The sequence below is a fragment of the Salinimicrobium oceani genome, assembly GCF_012037645.1.
The window spans coordinates 60,900-79,723 of sequence record NZ_JAAVJR010000011.1 but is presented as its reverse complement, the minus strand read 5'-3'; the positions used below and the strand labels follow the sequence as shown (position 1 = coordinate 79,723).

The following is an 18,824-nucleotide window of genomic DNA, read 5'->3' as shown; positions in this document are numbered from 1 at the left end:
AGGTAGAAAATTTATGAATCCAGTTATAGATCATAGACCGTGACATCCCGTGAAGCTTAGACAGTTGAAAAACACTGTACCTGCCACTTTCATAATCATTCACAATTTGTCTTTTGAACTCATCGGAGAACTTCCGATGTTTACTGAGTAATCGAATATTTGACTTCATATAAGTTGAATTTGTGGTCAACCTATATCAGGGACGTACAAACTGTATATTGTATACTGTATATTGTATAGTGTATACTGTAAAATGTATACTGTATTGTAGTGTCTATATAAAGTAAATCGTTAATTGTTAATTGTTAATTGTCCACTACCTACTGAAGACTGCCTACCTGCTAATTGGTAATCGTTAATCGTTAATTGTTAATTGTTAATTTTTAATTGTCCACTACCTACTGAAGACTGCCTACTGAAGACTGCCTACTGAAGACCGCCTACTGTAAATTGTTAATTGGTAATTGCTAATTGGTAATTGGTAATTGCTCACTGAACATGATCACTTCTTAATCTCCATCTTTTCTGCAAAGAATTCACAGAAGTCTTTCATAGTATCGCGCATTTTTTCGTCCTGCGTAGCCCGGTAAAAGGAATCGCTCATGGTAACAAGGGTTTGATGGAAGAACATCTTCATGTCATCAAGGGGCATATCCTTGGTCCACAGATCGATCTTTAATGTTTCCTTTTCATTGGCGTCCCACATAGATAACATCATGGCCTTGGCCTCCTGATCTTCCACTCCTCCGTCTTCGGCACTCCAGTGCAGCTCTTCAGGTACGCGGTTCTCATCTAATGAAACTTTGATATTTATGTTTGATCTTTTTGCTATTGCCATTATTTCTCAGGTTTATAATTTGATTGTTTAAAAATCGTCTCCGCATCTGTACCGAGCATTTCGGTTACAGAGGCATTATTCTTTTTCATGTATTGATCTACTATTTTCCAGCCTATGAACTGTCCAAGTCTGGGCGGAGCTTCGGCGTCGAGTTCCAGGTAGAACTTGGAAAAGGGTGCCGGAAAAAGAAAGCGAGTCTGCAATTCAGAATCTGATGAATAGAGAAGTTCCCGCTCTACGAAATACCTCCATATCTGCTCTTCATTTGCTGTTGCCCATTCATATTCTTCAGGTAAATAGGTCATGATCTCCGCATCACTTTTAAAAGGCACAAGAAGGCTTTTTAGATACAGGATCTTTCCGTAGTAGATCATGTGAGGAAGAAAACTTCTCGAGGCCGGGCGGGGAATCTGCGTTTCGCTAAAAGCCGCTGCGGCATCTACTGCTATCTGCTCCTTTCGCATCTCTTTCTTTATATAATCCTGCACTCCCATATACAACGGGTGATCCATGCCTAAATAGGTATCAAGGGCGATAAGCAGCAAGGAATCTGCCCACACCACCTGGTTGCGATAGTCAACATCAGACGTTAGGGTGATGACCTTTGGAAGCTTCTCTTCCGGAAAGTAGTATTTGATATGCTGAAACAGGCGCTCCAGCTCTTCCTCTGTTTGCTCAAGCTGCGGAAATTGCACAGCAACAGCCTCGTTAAGTTCCTGCTGAATGGTATCATTCATCTTTTCAACCCATAGAATATCCGGGTACTGCCTGGGAAAGAGAAAGGGAAATTCTCGTTTTAGAGTGGGAAGACTATCGGTCGTAGCATTTGCAAATCTCTGGTCAAATCTTTCTAGCTCAAGGTCAACAGCGATCCCGGAGATCTCCTCTTCTCTCCTGTCATTTTCGGCACAGGAAAGGAGTAAAAAAAAGAGAATGCAGGCAGGGAGATATTTAAGCATATGCAAATTAAGAAGGGTTTAACGCGTGCTATTTCCTAAAAATTAGCTTTAAGGTTATATTTGTTAACAAAGATATTATTTCCGACCCAATTTGACCAACTTATTATGCAAACTAAAGAGGTGATTGACCACATCGTTAACTGGTTAAAAGATTATGCAGCAAATGCAAAGATGAATGGATTTGTAGTTGGAATAAGCGGAGGGATCGACTCTGCAGTAGTCTCCTCCTTATGTGCAAAAACAGGTTTAAGAACCCTGTGTATCGAACTTCCAATTCACCAGTCGCAGGACCAGGTGACCAGGGCCCGAGAACATATAGAAGGATTAAAAAAGAAATTTGCCAACGTGTCCGATCTTGAAGTGGATCTCACCAAGACATTCGACACTTTTACAAAGTCAGTTCCAGATGCCGAGGAAAGTCCGAAGGTTCAGCTCTCCCTTGCAAACGTTAGGGCAAGGCTGAGAATGACAACGCTTTACTACTTCGCGGGACTCCATAATTACCTTGTTGCCGGAACCGGAAATAAGGTGGAGGATTTCGGAGTTGGCTTCTTTACTAAATATGGCGATGGGGGTGTAGATCTAAGCCCCATAGCCGATCTTTTAAAAAGTGAAGTTTACGAGCTTGCTCGAGAACTTGAAGTAAGCAACAGCATAGTAACTGCCGCACCTACAGACGGGCTGTTTGGGGACAGCCGGAGTGATGAGGATCAAATAGGCGCGAGTTACGATGAACTGGAATGGGCCATGCAACAGGCCGAAGCAGGAAAAAATGAAGAGGAGTTTACAGGAAGAGAAAAAGAGGTGTTCAGCATATACCAATCCCGCCACCGCGCGAACAAACATAAAATGGTTCCGATCCCGGTGTGTGAGATTCCTGTTCATCTGAAATAAATGCCGTTAGTCGAAAAAATTATTTTGCGACCGAATTACGCATTATCTTTCATTCTCCCCCTGTTTAGACCACTAAAAACTAATAATCAGAATTTTACAAGGCCCTCACGAATGAAATTCTTTGTGCTAAAATTCAAACAATGACAAAAATTCTAATTGCAGACCATCATCCCATAACTCGAATGGGGATTTCCTCTCTTCTGGAGAAGGAAGGAGTGTATGAGGTAGTAGGAAAGGTTACCAATGGAAAGGATCTGTTCAGGTCTCTAAAAAGCAAAAATCCCGATGTGTTGATCCTGGAGATCGATCTACCCGAGATTAATGGCATCACCGCCTTAAGAACCATAAAATCTGAAAATCCTGGCACCAAGATCCTTATTCTTAGCTGCCATCCCGAAGAAATGTACGCGCTTAACGCCATTAAAGCCGGCGCCGCAGCTTACCTCTCAAAAACAGCATCTACAGAGATTCTTAGTGAAGCAGTTCACCAGGTAGCGCGAGGTGGTATTTACCTGAATAAGGAGATAAGCGAAAAGATCAATTCGGGCACCACAAGATCCAATAATCTTGTTTCCCGCTACAAAAAGCTATCCACGAGGGAAATTGAAGTGCTGAATCTACTTTCCACCGGAAAAAGAAATAAAGATATTGCTGAAGCCTTAGACATTAATGAAAAAACGGTAAGCACCTATAAGACCCGGCTACTTAAGAAATTAAGGGTTGACAACCTTGCCGATCTTATCAACCAGTCACGCCTGTTACAAATAAGACCTACATAACCCGGTTGAGCTTGTTCGAAAGAGTCTTTTTTAGTGAAATATAGTCCATAATATCCTGGAGGATCCCCGGAGATTCTTCAGGCGGGACTTCTTTTATTTCCCGGTTTAGTTCGTTGATCTTCTGGTTTACAAGGTATCGGCGTAAAGAGAGAATGGTTTCATTTACCAAACGGCCAATACCTTCTTTTTTACCTTTCACAAAGATCTCCATCCTTTCCCAGTCATGCAGCACATATTGCTCTTCATCCATAAGGATGCTCGTTACTTCAGAAGCATTCTCTGGCGGTAATCCGTTTATAAAGGTCTCCAGCGAAAACTCATCTTCTTCATTGAACCTGCTAATTACCTGTTGATAGATCCGCTGAAAATGCTCATTGGCAAAAGCCACCTCATCTTCCTGCAGGTCCAGGAATACTTTCTCATATACTTTAGCCCGCACAATTTCGGGTTCTAAAGTGATCTCACCCTTCTCATCAACCTTTACCACAAGATCCTCAAAATCCTCCTCCACCATTCCGTAGTGAAGCAGGAGGCTAATAATGGTTCGCTCCAGCACATACAGTTCGTCCACCTTCACCCGGGGAGCGGGTTCATCGCGTACCACCTCAAACTGTTTTGTTTTCTTCGGAAGATTTTTTCCCGAAGCCTTTCCACTTAGCTGTGCCAGTGTAGAGAAAAGAACTTCTTCAGAAATATCCATGATACGGGAAGTCTCCTGCACATAAACTTCCTGCTGAATATGATCGGGGATCTTTGAAATACTGCTCACCATATCGCGAATGAGCGCAGCCTTTTTTACAGGATCATTCTTGGCCTCCTCCATCAAAAGCGAGGCTTTGTAGTTGATGAAATCCTTGGAATTCTCCTGCAGATAAAGCCGAATATCCTCTTCTGTATTCTTTTTTGCAAAGCTATCGGGATCTTCTCCCTCCGGAAAAGCACATACCTTGACATTCATTCCCTGCTCCAGGATAAGGTCAATTCCGCGAATGGAAGCACGCTGGCCCGCCGCATCACTGTCAAAAAGCACTGTGATGTTCTTTGTTAGCCGGTTGATCAACCTGATCTGTTCGGGAGTCAAAGCAGTTCCCGAAGACGACACCACGTTCTCGATCCCCGCCTGGTTGAACTGGATCACATCTGTATAACCTTCCACCAAAAAGCAGTTATCTTCTTTGGCAATGGCCTGTTTGGCGTGATAGATCCCGTAAAGCACCTTGCTTTTGTGGTAAATATCGCTTTCGGGACTGTTCAGATATTTGGCAGCCTTTTTATCGTTGGTAAGAATTCTTCCACCAAAGCCCAGCACTCTGCCGCTCATGGAATGAATTGGAAACATGACCCGGCCCTTGAACCGGTCAAACTGCTTTTCTTCCTTTACAATACTAAGCCCTGTTTTCTCGAGATATTCTAGTTTATAGCCCTTTTTGAGAGCCTCATTAGTGAAAGCATTCCAGTCATCGAGACAATAGCCAAGACCGAATTTCCTGATGGTTTCATCACTAAATCCACGCTCCTTGAAGTAACTAAGCCCAATAGCTTTTCCCAGCTCCGTTTTGAGCAGAGTATTCTGAAAATAGCCAGCCGCAAATTCCGATACGAGGAACATGCTTTCCCGCTCGTCTGCCTGCTCCTTCTGCTCCTGACTTTGCTCTGTTTCCTCGATCTCAATATTGTACTTTTTTGCCAGGTATTTTATAGCTTCGGGATAAGTGAAATGCTCATGCTCCATTAAAAAAGCAACCACATTACCTCCTTTTCCGCTGGAAAAATCCTTCCAGATCTGTTTTACCGGAGAAACCATAAAACTGGGGGTTCGTTCGTCGCTAAAGGGACTAAGGCCTTTGTAGTTACTCCCCGATTTTTTCAGGCTTACAAAATCTCCAAGCACCTCCTCTACCCGGGAGGCTTCAAAAACTTTGTCTATGGTGTTCTTTGAGATCAAGACTTACTGTGGAAATTTTTCCAAATGTACATAAAAGAAGGAGGTTTTGGAAAGCAGATTTCTGCCGCCCTGTTTACAAAAAAAAGGGCACCCATTGGCGCCCTTTACTTAATGCTCATTTTTACAAAGGCTAATTCGCATCAAACCTCAAGCCTACAGAAAGGTTATGCATTTGAGGATTAGGATCTTTAAAGATTGGATTCAGGTCGTATTTCACGTACAGGGAAGTACCGCCAAAACCAATGTAACCACTCAACCCGTATATAAAATCATTGGTGTTGTAATCTCCTTTCAGCTTTTCTTTTACATTCTCTCCATCTGCTTCATATTTGAGTTTTTGGCGCTCTCCAAGGTTGACTCCCGCATAACCTCCAAGACCTATCTTAAGTTTGTCATGTGTTGAAAACCACACGCTGCGATCGGATTCTACTTTTTTGGAAGGCCCAAATTCAAAATGCAAGGGAAAAACGAGGTTGTCCATTCGAAATTTCGATTTATCCAATTCGATAGGATAAGTTTCAAGAACAGTAAGCGCTTCATCTTCCACAAAATATCGATTGTTTGTTGGTTTCAGGCCATTGAACTGGAAGGAAAATCCATACCTTAATCTCATGAAGTTGGAGCGTTCAAAGACCCTGGTTCTCCATGCAATTCCCAACTCAAAGAACCGGCTCCCGCCTACCTTAAAATCTGAATCGTTAAGTGACTGCCCTTCGGTAAGCGCGTTATTGAAGCCAACCGCCATCACCATATGAGTGGACGTCCTGCTATAGCGACTCTTGTTGAACCAGTGATCATGATCCTCCTCATCTTCTTCCTCTTCCTCCTCCCAGGACCACTCCTCTGCACCCTCTTCCCTTACCAGCAGTGCAATTTGATTATCAATAATAGCCACCCTGTTCTGGATGTTCAGGGCGTGCTTCCGGGCCGCTTCGCTCTTCAGCTTTTCTGCTTCTTCCCAATCGATCTCCCTGGCTTCGGCTCTTTTATTGATCGCTTCTACCTCTTTTTTAAGCGCCGCTTTTTCTTCGTTGATGATCTGCTCTCTTTGTTTTTCCAGTTGTTCTATTTTTTCCTTGTTCGTTTTTTCCTGCGCAATAGCCGGATTAATGACAAATGATGACAGACACAGCAGTACTAAAAATGTAAATTTTTTCATGTTTTTAAATTTTAGGGCTTCACGAAAGAAGTCCGTTAGATGATTGATTGATGTTTATTTATTTTCTTAAAAATCCCTGTTAGCCACGGCAGTTTTAGCTTTTGAAAAACCATCTTTGACCACTTCAAAGATCTTTTGACGAAACGATTGTTCAAGCTCATACTCCACCTGCTGCAAAAGATCCCTGGAATTCACAGTGTAAACAGAATCGGCCTGTAGCTCGGCTGAAGCTAGTAGTAATAGGGCTTCCACTTCGGTATCGCTTACCTCAGCAGTTCGAAATGATTCCGATACTGGAGAACTGCTTTCTGCCAGAAGCGAATTTTCCTTTGGCTCGTCAGCTTCTGGCTCTTCGGAAGGAGTTCTGAATGCTAGCTGACCTTGTTCTTCAGCAGCGTTCCTGGAAGGGGTCTCAAAAATGTCTTTTTTGACACCTCTTTCTGCGGAAGATTTTTTCTCTTTCACCTTCTCTTCCGAAGCTAAAGGCTGCAGCACTTCAGGTTCTGAGCTATTGTTCTCCAGAACCTTATGCTCCACCTGTTCCTCGCTTAGCTGTGGCGTCTCCTCGACAATGGAATTGTTGAACAAGCTGCCCAGCACGAAAAACACCACTGCTATGGCCGCCGCCGAAGCCAGCCACAGGAAAATTGGTTTCTTTGCCCTGCGGTTCTTCTCGAGCCGTTGTTCCAGCCGCTCCCAGCTCTGTGCAGCAGGTGTTACTTCCCTTTGCTCAAGCAGGTGTTTTATCTTATTTTCAAATTTCTCCGGTTCCATATGCTGTCTTGTTTTCCCGTTCCAGTTTCTCCTGTAACATTTTTCGCGCTTTGAAAAGCTGTGACTTTGATGTGCCTTCAGAAATACCCAGCGTTTTTGCTATTTCCTGATGTTTATAACCCTCTATGGCATACATTAAGAACACCATTCGGTAACCTTCGGGCAGTTCATCTATAAGTTCCTGAATGTGCGCTGCATTAAGATCAGATGTAAAGGAGTACGAAAAATTGTCATTTTCTGCAATCTCTTCCTCAACGAACATGCTGCGCTTATCTGTCCGCAAGAAAGAAATAGCTTCCCTCACCATGATCTTTCGCATCCAGCCTTCAAAGCTCCCCTCGTCCCTGAAATCCCCGAGATGTGTAAAGATCTTAAAAAAGCCGTTGAGCATCACATCTTCGGCGTGCTGAAGATCTTTGACATACTGCCTGCAAATGCTAAGCATTTTGCCAGCATGTTTCTCGTAGATCTTTCGCTGCGCCTGCCGGTTTCCCTCGGCTGCACGTTTGATCAAGAGCGCATCGTTTTTAAAGAGTTGAATTACTTTCACCCGCGTTTAATTTCAAAGGCCTTCTATTAACATAGACGAGTGAAAGTTACAAAAGGTTGCCTGAGGCCGAATTTTTTTCGAAAAAACTTTCATCCTGCGCCTGAAACCTTCCATTTTCCGACGCCCGTAGTTCCCAAAAAGCTGGAAAAAAACTATCTTCCCCTTCCAAATTTCGAACCCATGAGATTTTATTTCTTACTCTGTTTTTTCAGCCTCAGCTTTAGTACACTCGCTCAGGAACTTTACCTGGACGACCTGTTTCCCGCTAAAGCGGCGGTGACAGAAACCTATGCCGTCAAAGATGGCGAAGCGCTTAAGCTCGACATTTTTCAGCCGGCAAAAGATACTGCCCGCTCCCGCCCGCTCATTATCTTTATGCATGGCGGCGGATTTGCAGGTGGCTCCCGCCTTAACGAAGCTGAAGTAAAATTTGCACAGGCCGCCGCAAAGAAAGGTTACGTAGTGGCATTGATCTCCTATCGCCTCACCCGCAAAGAACAATCCTTTGGCTGCGATTATAAAGCTGCAGGTAAGATCGAAACATTTCAAAAAGCTGCCGAAGATTTTATGGACGCTGCACAGTTTCTTATTAGTAAAAAAGAGCAGTACGGCATCGATCCTGCCAGGATCATTGCAGGTGGCAGCAGTGCCGGCGCCGAGGCAGTTTTAAATGCAGTTTACAACGACGCCCTTATGTTCGCCAACTATGAGACTTATGAAAATGTGAACTTCAGCGGAGTATTCTCGTTAGCTGGTGCGATCGTAGATGCCCGTTATATCACTCCAAAAAATGCCATTCCCGGAGTCTTTTTTCATGGTACAGATGACAATCTTGTGCCCTATGCAACAGCACCACATCATCAATGTGATACAAATGCTCCCGGTTACCTCATTCTTGATGGTTCCAAAACAATAACAAAAAAACTAAAAGACCTCAATTCTTCTTACCTGCTTTACAGCTTTGAAGGTGGCAGGCATGAACATTCGGGGATGCCGTTTCAACATCTGGATGCCGTATTCAGATTCTTTAAAGAAGCCTTTTTTGAAGGCAGGCGCATACAGGCAGAAGTCCTCAAGTAAAGGTTTTCTATAATTTAAGAACATGATCTTTTTCAGAAGTACAGTAGTAATTTTTTTGTTCATCTCAAGTCTTGCCATGGGGCAACGACAGGTACAGACTTTCAATTCGGCCTGGAAATTCTCTTCGGAAGTACATTCAGAAAGGATCGTAGACCTGCCCCACACCTGGAATGCAGAAGATGCTTTTAGAGACGGGAAGGAATACTTCCGCGGAAAAGGAACATACAGCCGAAATTTATATACCCCTCAAAAATGGCAAAATAAGCAGGTCTTCCTGAAGTTCGAAGGCAGCAATCAAATTACCAGGCTCTACGTAAACGAGCAGCTTATCGGCGAACATCCCGGAGGTTATACGGGATTTGTATTTGATATAACTAAAGCCTTAAAACCAGGAGCAGAGAATGAGCTGAAGATCGAAGTTGACAACAGCCATAATGCCGATATTCCTCCCCTGGATGCCGATTTCAATTTCTATGGCGGAATCTATCGCGACCTGTGGCTGATCACTACTCCAAAACTGCATTTTGAAACCGCAAATGAAGCTGCAGGAAATTTCCTGATCACAACGCCTGAAGTTTCTGCTGAAAAAGCAACTTATAAAATAGAGACCCGACTGGTAAACAGCCTGTCTCAAAGAATTTCGGCAACTATTGAAGCTGAAATTTTTGATCCCCAGGGAAATCCATTTAAGATCTTAAGAAAAAAGATCAGGATAGCTCCCGGGGCAACAGAAGCGATTTCTTTTGAGGAGGAACTAAGAGATCCGCAATTATGGTCTCCTGCCAGGCCTCAGCTATACAAAGCCGAAGTTCGGGTCATTGCTGATGGTGAAATCCTAGATATTCTGATCTCCAGCTTTGGTTTTCGCTGGTTTGAAGCAGATCCGGAAAAAGGATTTTTTCTGAATGGAATACCTTTGAAGTTGATTGGTGCAAATCGCCACCAGGATCACTTCGGGTTGGGAAATGCGCTTCCAAACCGGCTGCACCAGAGGGATTACGAAATGATAAAGGAGATGGGCGCCAACTTTATTCGTACCGCGCATTATCCGCAGGACCCCGAGGTGTACAGGATCTGTGATGAACTTGGGCTGCTGGTTTGGAGTGAAGTGCCGGTGATCAATGATGTCACTGCTTCTCAAGCTTATCACGATGTTTCCCTGAGAATGCAACGGGAACAGATCCTGCAATTCTTCAACCATCCGTCCATAATCATGTGGGGACATATGAACGAGATCTTCATTCGGCTGGTATTCAACAACAAAATGACAGAACCCGAGAAAGCAGCAAAGATCAAAACTTCTGTCGAACTCGCCGGGAAACTGGAAAAGGTGACCAAAGAACTGGATCCCGACCGACTCACGGTAATGGCGCTGCATGAAAATGAGCTTTACAATACCAGTGGCATCGCCGATATTCCCGATGTGATTGGCTGGAATCTCTATTTTGGCTGGTATTCTCCCGGCCTGGAAAGCTTCGGAAAGTTCCTTGATCAACAGCATGAGCGATATCCAAATCGGCCGCTCTTTATTTCGGAATACGGTCCCGGTGCCGATGTGCGGATCCAGACTACAGATCCGCAACCCTGGGATTACAGTGAGGCCTATCAGCTCAAACTACACCGCAGTTATTTAAATCAGGTGCTGGAGCGTGACTACGTTTTTGGAATGGCCGCCTGGAATTTCGCCGATTTCGGATCTTCCTTCCGGCAGGATGCGATGCCATATATTAATCAGAAAGGACTGGTGAATTTTGATCGCAGCAAGAAAGACATCTACTATTATTATCAGGCGAGATTGCTGGAGGAGCCGATGATCTATGTTGCCGGGGAAAATTTTCAGGAGCGATATGTGGAAAATGCTGAAGACAAGGTGGAGATCACGATTTTCTCGAATGCTTCGGAAGTTACTCTGACTACAAGTGAAGAATCCTATTCAGCAAAAACAGAAGACGGAATTGCCATTTTTAAGATCCCACTCCCGGAAGGTAAAAATCAGGTTATGGCCACTGCTGGGGAAGTTTCCCACTCCAGAACTTTTGAGGTACATTACCGGGAAAACCTTGTGGGAAGAATTGGCAAAAAGGCCCTGACCATCAATGTTGGCGCACATGTGCAGTACAAAGATCCGGTAACCGGAGAAATCTGGATCGCCGATCAGGAATATAAGGAAGGCAGCTTCGGCTATGTTGGCGGTGAGGTATTTCAGAAGGACAGGAACAAGATCCAGGGTACGGCTTCAGATATTCAGGGCACGGAGAACGACCCGCTCTTTCAGACAATGAGAGAAGGAATTGAGGCCTATAAATTTGACGTTGAAAAAGGCAATTACCTGGTTACGCTCATGTTTGCCGAACCCCAGTTCAATGCTTCGGAAGCACTAATTTATAACCTCTCTTCTTCCGAAGAAAAGCCTGAAAAAACTGTCCGCAGCTTTGATATCATGATCAACGGCAGATTAGTGCAGCAGGATCTTAACCTGGCGAGAGATTACGGAAAGATCAGGGCGGTCACAATTACCTATGAAGTACAATCGGAAGGTGAAATAAATGTTGAGTTTGTGGAGAATTCGGGTGCAACGCTCATTTCAGCCATAAAATTAGAGAAGCTGTGATGAAGCGGATTATCTTTTATTGCTTCTTTTCTCTATTGATCTTTGGTTGTAAGGAAAAGCAGCCGGCACCTTCAGTCCAGACAGAAAAGCCAGGATCTATCGCCACTCCCGAAGGCATGGTTTGGATTCCGGGAGGAGCTTTTATGCAGGGAGCTGTGAAGAATGATCCTATGGCACTTGAACATGAAAAACCAGCTCATCCCGTGATGGTGGACGGTTTCTTCATGGATATCACCGAGGTGACCAACAAAGAATTTGCTGAATTTGTGAAAGAGACGGGCTACATTACTGTGGCAGAGCGGGAGCTCAGCTGGGAAACAATGAAAAAACAACTCCCCCTGGGAACTCCAAAACCTCCCGATTCCCTGTTGCAGCCCGGTTCTCTTGTCTTTAAACAGCCGGGAAGAGAGGTGCCGAATCTCTACGATTTCTCCCAGTGGTGGGAATGGAAAGTGGGCGCGAACTGGCAACATCCCCGCGGCCCCGGCACTTCTATTGTCGGGAAAGAAGATCATCCCGTGGTGCATATCGCGTATGAAGATGCCGAAGCATACGCTGAATGGGCGGGACGACGCCTGCCTACGGAAGCTGAATGGGAATACGCTGCAAAAGGAGGTGCCAAAAATGCCATTTTTGGATGGGGAGATGACGCACGAATAATAAATGAAAAAGCAAATACCTGGACCGGAAGATTTCCAGACAGAAATGATCTTGCAGATGGCTTTGAACTAATAGCTCCCGTAAAAAGTTTTACGCCCAATGCTTACGGTCTTTATGATATGACCGGAAACGTATGGGAATTCACGTCAGACTGGTATAACACTGGTTATTATAAAGACATGCTCGAAAAAGGTACTGTAGTAAATCCCCGAGGAGCGAAAGTTTCTTATAATCCGCATAACCTGCAGGTGCAGGAAAAGATCATTAAGGGCGGTTCTTTTCTCTGCCATGTTTCCTACTGTGCCAGCTTCAGGCCCTCTGCAAGAATGCAGAATGCCCTTGATTCTTCGCATGAGCATTTAGGGTTTAGGACAGTGGCTACGCCGGAGATGGTCAAAAAGTGATCAGTGGTCATTGGTCAGTGGTCAGGAAAATTGTCATTCTGAACGAGCGATAGCGAAGTGAAGAATATTGGGGAAAGATATTTCTCTCCCGAAGTTTCAGGATCGAATAAACAAACTACCCATTGTTAATTGTTCATGGATAATTGACCTCCAGATCTCTTAGTCCTCTTCTTCTTAAATCCTGGTGTGCTTTGTGTGAAACTTTTCATTTTCAAATTCTCAAATCATCACATTTTCAAATCATTTCACGCAAAGACCGCAAAGGTCTCGCAAAGGCCGCAGAACTGTGAAATTTGGAGTGCTTGGTGCTTGGAATTTTACTCAACATTTTTCGGCACCTTTCCTGAGCCATATTTCCTCACATATCCTTCATAATTCCGCACATCGTCATCTGCGAGTCGGGCAAAATTCTGGTAGGCGCGTTCCACTTTTTCTGGCGGAGTTTGCTCAAACTCCTTTTTGGTCACCTTGTACTGGTCCTGCAGTGAATCTAAAGTAGTGTGTAACTGCTGCTGCACCTGGGTATAATTAGGATTGTTGTAGATATTCCTTATTTCGCGGGGATCCTCCTGCAGGTCATACATTTCCCACTGGTCGATATCATCATAGAAATGCATCAGCTTGTACCGGGCCGTTCTTACTCCGTAATGCCTTTTGACCATGTGAAACGCAGGGAAATCGTAATAATGATAATAGATGGCATTTCTGAAATCTTTCCCACTGGCAGCATTTACAAGCAGATCTCTCATGGATTTTCCCTGCATCTCAGCAGGAATTTCGGCTCCTGCAAATTCCAGGAAAGTAGGAGCAAAGTCGAGGTTCTGAGTAAGTGCGTTTACCTCAATTCCCGCCGGAATCTCTTTTGGATATTGGATCAACAAGGGCATTGCCAGCGACTCCTCATACATGAAGCGCTTGTCAAAAAAGCCTTTTTCCCCCAGATAAAATCCCTGATCTGTAGTGTAAACAATGATGGTGTATTCCATAAGACCATTTTCCTCCAGGTAATCGAGGATCTTCCCTACTCCTTCATCGACAGAAGCTACGGTAGCTAAATAATCCTGTAAATATCGCTGCCCCTTCCATTCTGCCAGCTCTCTTCCTTTCAAATTCGCTTCATGAAAAGCATCATTTTTGGGTCGATAGGCTTCATTCCATATTCGTCTTTGCCCGGCGGTCATGCGATCAAAGTCGCTGGTCCAGGGATTGTGCGCAAGGGAGTCGCTGCCTTTTCTAACGCTCAATTTCAGGTCATGCCCCTCATACATATCATCGTAAATCGTTTGTAGTTGCTCCTGGGAGGCAAGTGAACCTTCGTGTTCTATGAAATAGGTTTCCGGTAAAGGAAAGTGTACGCTGTCATACAAATTGAGGTGCCTCAAAGCCGGCATCCAGTTGCGATGCGGCGCCTTGTGCTGTACCATCAAGAGGAAAGGCTCTTCGCTACCTGCATTCTTCTTCAGCCAGTCAAGGCCCATTTCGGTAACAATATCTGTAGCATAACCCTCAATACGCGTCGTATCTCCCTGCTTAATGAAGTCGGGGTTATAATAATTTCCCTGGTCCACAAGAATATTCCAGTCATCAAAACCTTCAGGCTGTCCATGCAAATGCCACTTTCCAAAAAGGGCAGTTTTATACCCTGCTTTTTTAAGATACTTGGGCAGCGTGGGCTGAGAACCGTCAAAGACTTCCCCATTCATCCTAAAGCCATTCAAATGGCTGTGTTTCCCGGTAAGGATCACAGCCCTGCTTGGCCCGCAAATGGAATTTGTGCAAAAGTTCGTGTTGAATTTTGCCCCATTCTGTGCAATGCGATCAATATTTGGAGTTGGTGCAAGTTTGCTCAGCGGATGCCCGTAGGCGCTAATCGCCTGTGCCGCGTGATCATCGGTCATAATGAAGACGATATTTGGCCTTTTTGGAACCTCTTGTTCCTGCTGCTCTTTTTCTCCGTTGCACGAGATGTAAAGCAGACTTAAAAGAAGGAACAGAATCTGATTACGATATAACTCCGGAATATTCTTCATACGAAGCACTGGTGATTTTAATGTTATTCAGTAAGCGTAAAACTTCCCTGCATCTCACAATCTGAAGTACCGCCCACAAAGAATTCAAATTCTCCTGGTTCGGCAACATGCTCTAACTGGCTGTTGTAGAATTTCAGATCTTCAACAGTCACCTGAAATTCAACAGTTTTTGACTCTCCCGGTGCCAGGCTGATCTTTTTAAAGTCGATAAGTTGCTTTTTTGGAGGGGTAATACTTCTAACCTTATCATGAATATAAAGCTGTACTACTTCCTGTCCTTCTAGCTTTCCGGTGTTGGTAACTGTTGTGCTTATTTTCAGGCTATCTACAGATCTTAGGTTCTCCTTGCTGGCCTTGATCTCTGAATACTGAAAATTAGTATAGCTAAGACCATGACCAAAGGGCAACAATGGGGAGTTCTTAACATCTAGATAATTCGACTTGAACTTTTCAAATTCCTGCGTGGGTGCAGGTCGGCCTGTAGTTCTTTCGCCATAGTACACGGGAACCTGCCCTACATTTCTGGGCCAGCTCATGGTCAATTTCCCCGAAGGATTTACATATCCAAAGACCACATCGGCGATTGCGTTTCCTGCTTCCACTCCGGGATGCCAAACCTGTAAGATGCTTACCGGCATTTCCATTTCTTCGGAAATATCCAGTGGGCGGCCGCTCATTAATACCACGGCAATGGGTTTTCCTGTTTTTACCAGTTCCCTTAGCAATCTTTTCTGGCTTTCCGGAATCTGAATATTGGAGCGACTGGCAGCCTCTCCACTCATTTCACTGGCTTCCCCTATTACAGCCACCACAACATCTGATGCTTTGGCAACTTTAAGAGCCCCCTGTAATAACTGCTCTGAAGATTCATTGGAAATTTCCACCTTAGAACCAAACACATTTACTTTTTTAGCAAGGGCAGTATCATTAGTAATGTTAGCGCCTTTGGCGTAAGTGATCTTCGCACTAGGTGCCACATTTCTGAAGCCTTCAAGCACCGGAACAGACAACGTGAAATCTCCTGTTGGTGCCCAGGTTCCCAGCATGTTTGACTGGTTGTTCGCCAGCGGACCAATAAGGGCGATTTTTGCCTTTTTTGACACCGGAAGAATATTGTCTTTCTTCTTCAGAAGCACAAAAGACTGTGTGGCTGCAAGACGAGCCAGATCTCTGTTCTCCTTTGTAAGAATATCGGTTTCGGGTCGGCTGGTATCCGAATATTTATAAGGATCGTCAAGTAGCCCTAGTTTATGTTTTGCCTCCAGGATCCTTCTTGCTGCAGTGGTGATCTCTTCTTCGGAAACCTTACCTTCTTCCACAGATTTTTTAAGCGTGGTAAGAAAACCTTCGCCCACCATATCCATATCCAGACCTGCCTTTAAAGCCATAGCAGATACATCCTGCAGGTCACCCATTCCATGAGCGATCATTTCGTTCACTGAAGTATAATCTGATACCACAAACCCATTGAAGCCCCATCGCTCTCTAAGCAGGTCTGTAAGCAGCCATTTGTTCCCTGTTGCAGGTACGCCGTCTATATCATTGAAAGAAGTCATTACACTGCCCACACCGGCATCGACCGCGGCTTTGTACGGCGGCAGGTACTCATTGAACATTTTTGTACGGCTCATGTCCACACGATTATAATCTCTTCCTCCCTCTGGTGCTCCATAGAGCGCCATATGTTTTACAGTGGCGATCATAGTATTTGGCTCACTTAGATCTTCCTGTTGATATCCCTGCACCATGGCACGTGCCACCTGCGAACCAAGATATGCGTCTTCACCTGCGCCTTCAGCTACACGTCCCCATCTTGGGTCCCGGGAAATATCTACCATGGGAGAGAAATTCCAGTTGATGCCATCGGCCGTTGCTTCTTTCGCTGCGACTTTAGCCGTTTCTCGTATTAGATCCATATCCCAGCTGGATGAAAGTCCCAGTGGAATTGGAAAAGTTGTCTTGTAGCCATGAATAACATCTGAACCTATGAGCAAGGGAATTCCGAGGCGGGAATTCTTTACAGCCAGTTCCTGCGCCTGTCGCACTCTTTCGGGACTTGAAACTCCAAAGACGCCGCCCACATTTCCAGCCTTGATCTTTGCTTCCACATCTTCACTAACTACAGATCCTGTTGCAATGCCACCTCCTGGGGTAAGCAGGTTAAGCTGTCCTATTTTCTCCTCTAAGGTCATCTTCTCCAGCAGGGCTTCCACCTGCGGAATTCTTTCCTGTGCCTGGAGACAATAACCTCCCAAAAAAAGGAGAAAAGCGACTGACAGATTAAATTTTTTCATTTTATATATGCTTTAAAAATTGATAATTTCTTTGTTCTATTTTACTTCCAGGATCTTAGTTCTTTCTGAGATCCCATTTTCATTAAATGCTTCAATAGTGAAATAATACCTGGTGTCACGATCAAGGTTACGCATAAAGTGCTCGTTGACATCATAGACTAACCACGACTGGTATAACTTATCTGGCGCTATTCCCCATCTAATATTATACCCCTGAGCTCCTTTTACCGGCTCCCATTTAAATGAAGCATCCCTCCTGTCGTTCTCCCTTGACACTGTAAATCCTTTGACGCGACCAGGCAATTTTCCCAGGCCTTTCCCAAACACTCTGATCTCTGATAAAGCGAGATTATTCCCGGGAACCTGCACATTATTATAGCGAACAAATTTTCCTCTTACAGGTTCCTGGAGCCTGAGGTAAGCATTTGGAGCATCCTCAAAGCTATTGCTCCTGTCAACCACCTTTTGCCAGTTTATACCATCTTCTGAAACTTCAATGCTAAAACGATGGCGCAAACCTTCAGTTCGGGTATAGATACCGGCATCCTGATCATGGAAATTCAGCTGCAAGGCATAGATGTCTCCAGGGGCAAGCATTTCGATCTCCACCCATTGTTGGTCATCATTGGCTTGGGCAACCCAGAAGGATTTAGGACTTTCATCTGTTAGTACTTTAGAAATGATCTCCCCTTCTTTCCCTGTTTCTACCGGCATCTCGGTAATGTCATAGTCCCCATCTGTAGCAGTACTTTTTCTTACCTGCATTTTCGAAGAAGAAACGCTTGCCTTTCCCTTGTAAGACAGCAACATCCAGCCGCTATGCTGGCCTGCCCTGGTTGGATGGTCAGGTCCAAAAAGCGGATAATCCCCATAACTGGTATTTGTATACATGAGTCCGTCCTCATCGAAATAAGTAGGGAACATAGCGAGGCGCCGTTCCCAGTGGGAATTCGAAGCCAGGGCCATGGTGGCAAAATGCCAGTACTGGCCATTGGTCTGCTTTACGGTAATGCCATGTCCTGCACCGTTGGTAAAGCCTCCGGGCTTAAAACTATAGGGATTGTTCTTCATGTACTTGAAAGGCCCCAGTGGAGTTTCCCCGACATAGGCTGCATCTGCATACACATTGAATTGAGTGCCCGGTGCTGCATATTGCAGGTAGTATTTCCCATTATGTTTAGTCATGGATGCCCCTTCCATATATCCTTCCTTTAAGGTGGGGTGGAAATTATTTTCTCCAAAACGCTCCCAACCATGCTCTTCCTCCACCAGGTTGATAAGTTCCTTTTCTACCCCTGTTTCAAGAAAACGATCATCTTTATCAAGCATCTTTACACGAAGAGGATACACATTTGAGGAGCCCCAGTAGAGATAGGTTTTTCCATCATCATCAATAAATAATTCGGAATCCTGGATATTGGTAGAAATGGAAGCAGTGGGAGTCCATTCTCCGCTTTTTGGATCATCTGTATAAAGTATGCTGCCATAGCCCGCAGGATCTCCCGCAAAGTACACCAGCGAATCCTTATAATTAAAAGCAGTTGGGGCATTAGAGCCCTCAAAATACCATTGCTTGGGCTTGATGAACTCCCAGTTCACAAGATCCCGGGAATGCCAGTATCCAAAGGAACGGGTAACGAACATGTAATATTCGCCGCGGAACTCTATCACCGCAGGATCTGCGCCCGAGCGGTAGGAAATGTTGTTGCTCGAGTTATAGACCATATAGGTGTAATCTATGTCCAGTGGATTTATATAGGTTTCTGGCACTACCTCCTGGGCATTTGCAAGAATACCAAGAAAGAGTGCTATTATTGAGATTCTGATCTTAAAAGCTTTCATTGGAT

15 protein-coding genes are annotated in these 18,824 nt (G+C 44.5%); 5 read left to right on the top strand and 10 right to left on the bottom strand.

The features are described 5' to 3' along the window. The 3 genes from HC175_RS24780 to gldB form a co-directional block, all read right to left on the bottom strand. Nucleotides 1-169: transposase (locus HC175_RS24780; protein WP_168137558.1), on the bottom strand; the 169-nt coding region annotated here is incomplete at its 3' end. A gap of 333 nt (nt 170-502) precedes the next feature. After that, nucleotides 503-838, bottom strand: coding sequence for a gliding motility protein GldC (gene gldC, locus HC175_RS14410; RefSeq protein ID WP_168139195.1), 336 nt, complete (start codon nt 836-838; stop codon nt 503-505). After that, entirely contained in the window at nt 838-1,797 is a 960-nt protein-coding gene (gene gldB / locus HC175_RS14405; protein WP_168139194.1) for a gliding motility lipoprotein GldB, read from the bottom strand. Before gldB ends, gldC begins: the two co-directional genes overlap by 1 nt. 105 nt (nt 1,798-1,902) lie before the next feature. On the opposite strand from gldB, the gene nadE reads away from it, so the two are divergent. Both nadE and HC175_RS14395 read left to right on the top strand, forming a co-directional pair. After that, entirely contained in the window at nt 1,903-2,691 is a 789-nt protein-coding gene (gene nadE, locus HC175_RS14400) for an NAD(+) synthase (protein ID WP_168139193.1), read from the top strand. Nucleotides 2,692-2,831: 140 nt separating this feature from the next. Beyond that, nucleotides 2,832-3,470 carry a response regulator transcription factor gene (locus HC175_RS14395; RefSeq protein ID WP_168139192.1) on the top strand — a complete coding sequence of 213 codons (639 nt, stop codon included), beginning with the start codon at nt 2,832-2,834 and terminating at the stop codon, nt 3,468-3,470. On the opposite strand, the gene dnaG is transcribed toward HC175_RS14395, so the two are convergent. The 4 genes from dnaG to HC175_RS14375 all read right to left on the bottom strand — a co-directional run bounded on the left by dnaG (nt 3,463) and on the right by HC175_RS14375 (nt 7,898). Continuing rightward, entirely contained in the window at nt 3,463-5,415 is a 1,953-nt protein-coding gene (gene dnaG, locus HC175_RS14390; RefSeq protein WP_168139191.1) for a DNA primase, read from the bottom strand. The genes HC175_RS14395 and dnaG overlap by 8 nt on opposite strands. 130 nt (nt 5,416-5,545) lie before the next feature. Continuing rightward, entirely contained in the window at nt 5,546-6,574 is a 1,029-nt protein-coding gene (locus HC175_RS14385; protein WP_168139190.1) for a hypothetical protein, read from the bottom strand. Nucleotides 6,575-6,640: 66 nt separating this feature from the next. Continuing rightward, nucleotides 6,641-7,348 carry a hypothetical protein gene (locus tag HC175_RS14380; protein ID WP_168139189.1) on the bottom strand — a complete coding sequence of 236 codons (708 nt, stop codon included), beginning with the start codon at nt 7,346-7,348 and terminating at the stop codon, nt 6,641-6,643. Continuing rightward, nucleotides 7,329-7,898, bottom strand: coding sequence for an RNA polymerase sigma factor (locus HC175_RS14375; RefSeq protein WP_168139188.1), 570 nt, complete (start codon nt 7,896-7,898; stop codon nt 7,329-7,331). Before HC175_RS14375 ends, HC175_RS14380 begins: the two co-directional genes overlap by 20 nt. 180 nt (nt 7,899-8,078) lie before the next feature. On the opposite strand from HC175_RS14375, the gene HC175_RS14370 reads away from it, so the two are divergent. The 3 genes from HC175_RS14370 to HC175_RS14360 are packed head-to-tail and all read left to right on the top strand — an operon-like array spanning nt 8,079 to nt 12,653. Beyond that, the gene (locus HC175_RS14370) at nt 8,079-8,978 is read left to right on the top strand and encodes an alpha/beta hydrolase (protein WP_168139187.1); all 900 of its coding nucleotides are present in this window, start codon (nt 8,079-8,081) and stop codon (nt 8,976-8,978) included. Nucleotides 8,979-9,000: 22 nt separating this feature from the next. Further along, complete coding sequence (locus tag HC175_RS14365; protein ID WP_235942630.1) at nt 9,001-11,589, top strand: glycoside hydrolase family 2 TIM barrel-domain containing protein; 2,589 nt, start codon at nt 9,001-9,003, stop codon at nt 11,587-11,589. Next, nucleotides 11,589-12,653, top strand: a complete 1,065-nt coding sequence (locus HC175_RS14360) for a formylglycine-generating enzyme family protein (protein WP_168139186.1) — start codon at nt 11,589-11,591, stop codon at nt 12,651-12,653. Before HC175_RS14365 ends, HC175_RS14360 begins: the two co-directional genes overlap by 1 nt. Before the next feature lie 317 nt (nt 12,654-12,970). Here the strand turns inward: HC175_RS14360 and HC175_RS14355 are convergent, their stop codons facing one another. From HC175_RS14355 to HC175_RS14345, 3 genes are read right to left on the bottom strand one after another with little or no spacing between them, the layout of a single operon-like run. Further along, nucleotides 12,971-14,683 carry a sulfatase family protein gene (locus tag HC175_RS14355; RefSeq protein WP_168139185.1) on the bottom strand — a complete coding sequence of 571 codons (1,713 nt, stop codon included), beginning with the start codon at nt 14,681-14,683 and terminating at the stop codon, nt 12,971-12,973. A 23-nt stretch (nt 14,684-14,706) separates the two neighbouring features. Next, nucleotides 14,707-16,977 carry a beta-glucosidase BglX gene (bglX, locus tag HC175_RS14350; RefSeq protein ID WP_168139184.1) on the bottom strand — a complete coding sequence of 757 codons (2,271 nt, stop codon included), beginning with the start codon at nt 16,975-16,977 and terminating at the stop codon, nt 14,707-14,709. A gap of 36 nt (nt 16,978-17,013) precedes the next feature. Further along, nucleotides 17,014-18,819: a family 43 glycosylhydrolase gene (locus tag HC175_RS14345; RefSeq protein ID WP_168139183.1), complete on the bottom strand. Its 1,806-nt coding sequence runs from the start codon at nt 18,817-18,819 to the stop codon at nt 17,014-17,016. Between the last annotated feature and the right edge of the window lie 5 nt (nt 18,820-18,824).